This is a genomic window from Micromonospora sp. NPDC004540 (genome assembly GCF_040610095.1).
In the GTDB taxonomy this organism is placed as follows: Bacteria; Actinomycetota; Actinomycetes; order Mycobacteriales; family Micromonosporaceae; genus Micromonospora.
The window spans coordinates 1-6,020 of the sequence record NZ_JBEXLR010000174.1 but is presented as its reverse complement, the minus strand read 5'-3'; the positions used below and the strand labels follow the sequence as shown (position 1 = coordinate 6,020).

Annotated in this window: 4 protein-coding genes; 3 read left to right on the top strand and 1 reads right to left on the bottom strand. The window is 74.8% G+C overall.

What is annotated here, in order from left to right:
* Positions 1–1,310: hypothetical protein (locus tag ABZV78_RS31085; protein ID WP_355644336.1), on the bottom strand; the 1,310-nt coding region annotated here is incomplete at its 3' end.
* 236 nt (positions 1,311–1,546) lie between these two features.
* Here ABZV78_RS31085 and ABZV78_RS31080 point away from each other — a divergent pair.
* From ABZV78_RS31080 to ABZV78_RS31070, 3 genes are all read left to right on the top strand, one after another.
* Positions 1,547–3,295: an ATP-binding protein gene (locus ABZV78_RS31080; protein ID WP_355644335.1), complete on the top strand. Its 1,749-nt coding sequence runs from the start codon at positions 1,547–1,549 to the stop codon at positions 3,293–3,295.
* 10 nt (positions 3,296–3,305) lie between these two features.
* Positions 3,306–4,454 carry an exonuclease SbcCD subunit D gene (locus ABZV78_RS31075; protein ID WP_355644333.1) on the top strand — a complete coding sequence of 383 codons (1,149 nt, stop codon included), beginning with the start codon at positions 3,306–3,308 and terminating at the stop codon, positions 4,452–4,454.
* Positions 4,454–6,020: SMC family ATPase (locus ABZV78_RS31070; protein ID WP_355644331.1), on the top strand; the 1,567-nt coding region annotated here is incomplete at its 3' end. The genes ABZV78_RS31075 and ABZV78_RS31070, both read left to right, overlap by 1 nt.

Genomic DNA, 6,020 nt, shown 5'->3' with positions numbered 1-6,020 from the left:
AGCGTGCGGTTTCGGTAGAACGGCGCGTTGACCAGCACCGACCGCACGAACGGCTCGTCCGGACGGCTCTTCACGCTGCGGCCCACGTTGGCCAGCCAGAAGATCCCGCGCAGCTCCCAGCCGGCGGCCACGCCCCACCCGGAATATCCCGGCGGCGGGTAGTAGGCCCGGCCGGGCTGGATGAGCGGGCTGAACAGCAGCACCGCTTCCACCGGCAGGGGCTGCGCCCACTTGTCCAGGTAGGTCCGCGCCACCATGGCCCCCTCGCTGAACCCGAGCAGGGCGATCGGCCGGCCGGTCCGGCGGTGCAACTCGTCGACCTGCGCGGCGAGCAGCACCGCGCTGGAGTCCAGGGACTGGTGGGTCGCACCGGGCCGGTACGGCAGCGGCCGGCCCTGCCGGTCGAGGCCCACGTAGGAGAAGTGCTCCACCCGGGGGTCCGCCGGTGGGCGACCGTTCCACTGCGAGTCGTGCCCGGCGATGGCGATCACCGCGTGCGGCACCCGGTCGGGCAGCCGCTCGGCGATCACCCGGGGCCGCCACTCCGCCGGCGGACCCGTCGCCAGGCCGACGAGCGTCTGCGACCCGACGGCGGCGGCCATGGTGAGGGCGATGGCCACCGGCGCGACCGGGGTCCGGGCCAGGCGGATCCGGGCCGGCAGCACGGCCGCCGACACGGTGCGCTGCCAGAGCAGGCCGTTGGCCAGGCCGGCCACCGCCGCAACCGGGACCCCCCACCAGCCCGACGTGCTGGAAGTGACCGCGCCCGCCACGGTCAGCACCACGAAGTTGAGCACCGACCAGCCGAGCAGTTCGATGGTGGGCAGGCCCCGCCACCAGTTCCGGACCACCCCGGCGCGCTGGAGGAACGGGGCGAGCACCAGCATCGGGGCGAGCGAGGCGAACAGGTAGAGCGAGAGCGCGACCGCCGAGAAGGCGACCGAGATCGCGGCCCACGGCGAGATGATGACCAGGGCGAGCGCGGCCACCTCCAGGTTCCGCCGGACCAGCCAGCCGAACGGGGGACGCGCCGCGTGCTCGGGCCACGCCAGCGCGGTCAGCCCGGCGGTGAGCAGGCCGCGGAAGACGGTGAGCACCACCAGCCCGAGCCCGAAGGTCCACCAGGAGTTGTGGTAGACCAGCAGCCACCGCAGGTCGTGGAACGAGTCGTACGGCCAGACCGCGGTCACCTGGGGCGCCAGCCCTCGGGCGCCGTGGAAGCTGATGGCGACCAGCACCGCCTCCTCCAGGACCGGCGGCAGGACGGCGAGCAGCAGCAGCATCGCCGTCCGGCTCCGGACTGCCTCCACCGCCGCTCCTCGTGCCTTCCGTCCTCGGGCCCCTTGCAGGATCTCCCGGGATCCGGCCCGCCGGTGCCGGAATGGCCGACCAGGGCGTACGGAGAGTCAGCGGGCGGTGCCGCAGCGCAGGGCCGACGGAACGGCGAGGTGGCGTCCGCCGCGTCGCGTGGCAACCTGTCGCATCCCTCGGGCAGGATGCACGACGTGCGCCGCGAACGGGACGACCAGCCGACCGGAGACCGCCGATGACCGACGACCTGCTCGACGGCCCCGGCGACGGGGTCGGCCGGGTGCTCGGCACCGCCGACGCCACCCCGCTCACCTTCTGGACCGCCGTGGCCCCCGGCAGCTACCTCCAGCTCGACGACGTGGTGGTGACCCGCCGCGAGCTGCCCGACCGGGAGCCGGTCACGATCGCCGGCGTGGTCACCCAGGTGCGCGCCCGGCACGAGGGGGCGCAGTTCGACTCCGACGTGTTCGCCATCGCCGACGGCACCCTGCCGGCCCAGGTGCAGGAGGCCGCCGAGGTCACCACCACCCGGGTCGACCCGGAGTTCTACGTGCCGCCCACCCCGGGCGCGGTGGTGCACCGGGCCGAGGGCGACGCCCGGGCCCGGGCGCTGCACTTCGACCGGATGGAGCGGCGCATCCCGATGGGCATGGGCCGCGACGGCGTCCCGGTCTACCTCAACGCCGACTTCCTCGACGGCACCCGGGGCGCGCACGTCTCCATCTCCGGCATCTCCGGTGTGGCCACCAAGACCAGCTTCGCCACCTTCCTGCTCTACTCGGTCTTCCGCTCCGGCGTGCTCGGCGGCGACGCGGTCAACGCCAAGGCGCTGATCTTCAACGTGAAGGGTGAGGACCTGCTGTTCCTCGACCACCCCAACACCCGGCTCGACGACGCCACCCGGGCCGGCTACGCCAAGCTCGGGCTCGACGCGGGCGCCTTCCCCGACGTCCGGGTCCACGCCCCGCCCCGGGCCGGCGACTCTTCCGGCACCCCCGACGTGAGCAGCCGGCTCACCGGGGTGGACAGCTTCTACTGGACGCTGAGCGAGTTCTGCGCCGACCGCCTGCTGCCCTACGTCTTCGCCGACGCCGACGACGAGCGGCAGCAGTACACGATGGTGGTGCACTCGGTCGCCGCCCACCTGGCCAGATACGCCCAGCCCGCCGACGGCGGCGTGAGCATCGACGGGGTCCGGCTGGGGTCCTACGCCGACCTGGTCGACCACATCGTCGAGCAGCTCAACGACGACGAGACCCGGGGTGAGTGGGCCGGCAGCGCGGTCGGCCTGGGCACCGTCAACGCGTTCGCCCGCCGGCTGATCGGCAGCAAGAAGGACCTCGGCCGGCTGATCCGGGGCGACCTCGCCACCCGCCGCCCGCACTCGATCAACACCGCCGAGTCCGCCCAGGTGACCGTGGTCGACCTGCACAACCTGCCGGACCGGGCGCAGCGCTTCGTGGTCGGCGTGACGCTCAAGAGCGAGTTCGAGCGCAAGGAGAAGGCCGGCACCGCCAAGCCGCTGCTCTTCGTCGTCCTCGACGAGCTCAACAAGTACGCCCCGCGGGAGGGCTCCTCCCCGATCAAGGAGGTGCTGCTCGACATCGCCGAGCGGGGCCGCTCGCTCGGGGTGATCCTGGTCGGCGCCCAGCAGACCGCCAGCGAGGTGGAACGGCGGATCGTCACCAACTCGGCGGTCCGGGTGGTGGGCCGGCTCGACCCGGCCGAGGCGTCCCGCCCGGAATACGGCTTCCTCCCGCCCGCCCAGCGGCAGCGGGCCCTGCTGGCCAAGCCGGGCACCATGTTCGTCAACCAGCCCGACATCCCGGTCCCGCTCTGCCTGGAGTTCCCCTTCCCGGCCTGGGCCACCCGGGTCTCCGAGGCCGGCCGGGCCCCCTCGGAGACGCTGCGCTCGATCACCCAGGCGGCCGACCCGTTCGCGGTGGTCGGCTCGGGCTCCGCCGACGACGACATCCCGTTCTAGAGGGCTGACCATGAAGATCCTGCACACCTCCGACTGGCACGTCGGCAAGGTCCTCAAGGGGCAGTCCCGGGCCGAGGAGCACAAGCAGGTGCTCGCCCAGGTGATCGACATCGCCCGGGTCGAGCGGCCCGACCTGGTGATCGTGGCCGGCGACCTCTACGACACCGCCGCGCCCACCCCGGAGGCGACCCGGCTGGTGACCCGGGCGCTGACCGCGTTGCGCCGCACCGGGGCCGACGTGGTGGCGATCGGCGGCAACCACGACAACGGCGCCGCGCTCGACGCGCTCCGCCCCTGGGCCGAGGCCGCCGGCATCACGCTGCGCGGCAGCGTCCGGGACAACCCGGCCGAGCACGTCATCGACGGCACCACCCGCGACGGCGAACGCTGGCAGGTCGCCGCGCTGCCCTTCCTCTCCCAGCGCTACGCCGTGCGCGCCGTGGAGATGTACGAGCTGACCCCGGCCGAGGCCAACCAGACCTACGCCGACCACCTCGGGCGGGTGCTCGCCCGGCTGGCCGAGGGCTTCACCGAGCCGGACCGGGTGCACCTGGTCACCGCCCACCTCACCGTGGTCGGGGCGAGCACCGGCGGCGGCGAGCGCGACGCGCACACCGTGCTCGGCTACGCGGTGCCGGCCACCGTGTTCCCCGGCAACGCGCACTACGTGGCCCTGGGCCACCTGCACCGCTCCCAGCGGGTGATCGGCCCCTGCCCGGTCCGCTACAGCGGCAGCCCGCTCGCCGTCGACTTCGGTGAGCAGGAGAACGTCGGTTCGGTGACGCTCGTCGAGGTGACCGCGACGAGCGCCGCGCGGATCCGGGAGGTGCCGGTGCCGGGCGCCGTCCCGCTGCGCACGGTCCGCGGCACCCTGGCCCAGCTCGCCGAGATCGAGGTGCCCGACGGCTGGCTGCGGGTCTACGTCCGCGAGCAGCCCCGCGCCGGGCTGCGCGAGGAGGTGCAGGAGCTGCTCCCCCGCGCCCTGGAGATCCGGATCGACCCGGAGCTGGTGCCCGCCCCGGGCAGCGGCACCCGCACCGCCCAGCGGGCCGGCCGCTCGCCGCGCGAGCTGTTCGCCGACTACCTGGGCAGCCGGGGCCACGCCGACGACGGCGTGCAGGAGCTCTTCGACGAGCTGCTCGAGGAGATCGATCACTGATGCGGCCGATGCGGCTGGACATGGCGGGCTTCACGGTCTTCCGCGAGGAGACCACCGTCGACTTCACCGACGCCGACTTCTTCGCCCTGGTCGGGCCGACCGGCTCGGGCAAGTCGACGGTGCTCGACGCGATCTGCTTCGCCCTCTACGGCACGGTCCCCCGCTGGGGTGGTGCCCGGGGCCTGGCCAACGCCCTCGCCCCGTCGGCCACCGAGGCGCGGGTGCGGCTGGTCTTCGAGTCGGCCGGCGACCGGTACGTGGCCACCCGGGTGGTCCGCCGGGACGGCCGGGGCACGGTGAAGACCGCCAACGCCGGGCTCCAGCTCATGCCGCCCGGGTTCGACGTCACCAAGCTCGACACCGGGCTCAGCCCGGAGGACCTGGGCGAGGTGGTGGCCGGCACACCGGCCGAGATGGAGCAGGCGGTGCTCGACGCGGTCGGGCTGCCGTACGAGCAGTTCACCAGCTGCGTGGTGCTGCCGCAGGGGCAGTTCGCCGACTTCCTGCACGCCAAGCCGGCCACCCGGCAGCAGATCCTGGTCAACCTCCTCGGGCTGGGCGTCTACGAGGAGGTGCAGAAGAAGGCCACCGAGCGCGCCGGGCAGGCCGAGGCGAAGCTGGAGACGGTCGACAAGCTGCTCGGCGGCCTCACCGACGTCGACGAGGAGAGCCTGGCCGGCGCGCGGGATCGGGTCGACCGGATGCGCGAGCTGGCCGGGGCGGTCGCGGCGGCCGTACCGGAGCTGGAGCGGGCGCGGGCGACGGCGCGCGAGCAGTCGGCGGCCCTCGCCGCCCTCGACGCCGAGCTGACCGTGCTGGCCCGGGTCCGGCCGCCGGACGGGACCGCCGAGCTGGCCCGGGCGGTGGCCGCCGCGCGGACCGCCGCCGACGAGGCGGCCACCGCCGTCGGCCTGGCCGAGGAGCGCGAGGAGAAGCTGCGCGGCGAGCTGGCCGCGGCCGGCGACGAGAGCGCGCTGCGGCTCCAGCTCAAGGCGTACGCCGACCGGGAGAAGCTGACCGGCGAGGCGGCGGCGGTCCGCGCGGCGGTGGACGCGGCGCAGGCCGAGCACGACGCGGCGGCCGGGGCGCTCGCCGCGGCACGGGCCGGAGCCGAGCGGGCCGAGGCGGAGCTGGAGGCGGCGTTCCGGGCGCACGAGGAGGCGAAGGCCACGGACCAGGCGGTGGCGCTGCGGGCGCACCTGGTCGATGGTGGCCCCTGCCCGGTCTGCGAGCAGCCGGTCCCCCGGGTGCCGGCGGTGCCGAAGGGGTCGGCGGTGGCTCGGGCGCTGGCGGCCGGCAAGGCGGCCCGGGCGGCCAGTGAGGCCGCCAAGCAGGTGGTGCAGGAGCGCGACGCGGCCGCCCGGGAGCTGGACCGCGTGCTGCTGCGCGCCCGGGCCGAGCACGACCAGCTCGGGGCCCGGCTGGCCGAGCTGGACGGGCAGCTCGCCGGCGCCGCCACGCCGGAGGCGCTCGGGAGAGCCGTTCGATCTCGGGCCGTTCCGGGTGGACACCTGGTCGTTGCCGCACTGGGTGCCCAACGTCGGCGCCCGGTTCACCGGCCGGGAC

Excerpts from the sequence above, each read along its gene's own strand:
- ABZV78_RS31080 (WP_355644335.1), top strand. The coding sequence starts at position 1,547 with ATGACCGACGACCTGCTCGACGGCCCCGGCGACGGGGTCGGCCGGGTG.
- ABZV78_RS31075 (WP_355644333.1), top strand. The coding sequence starts at position 3,306 with ATGAAGATCCTGCACACCTCCGACTGGCACGTCGGCAAGGTCCTCAAG.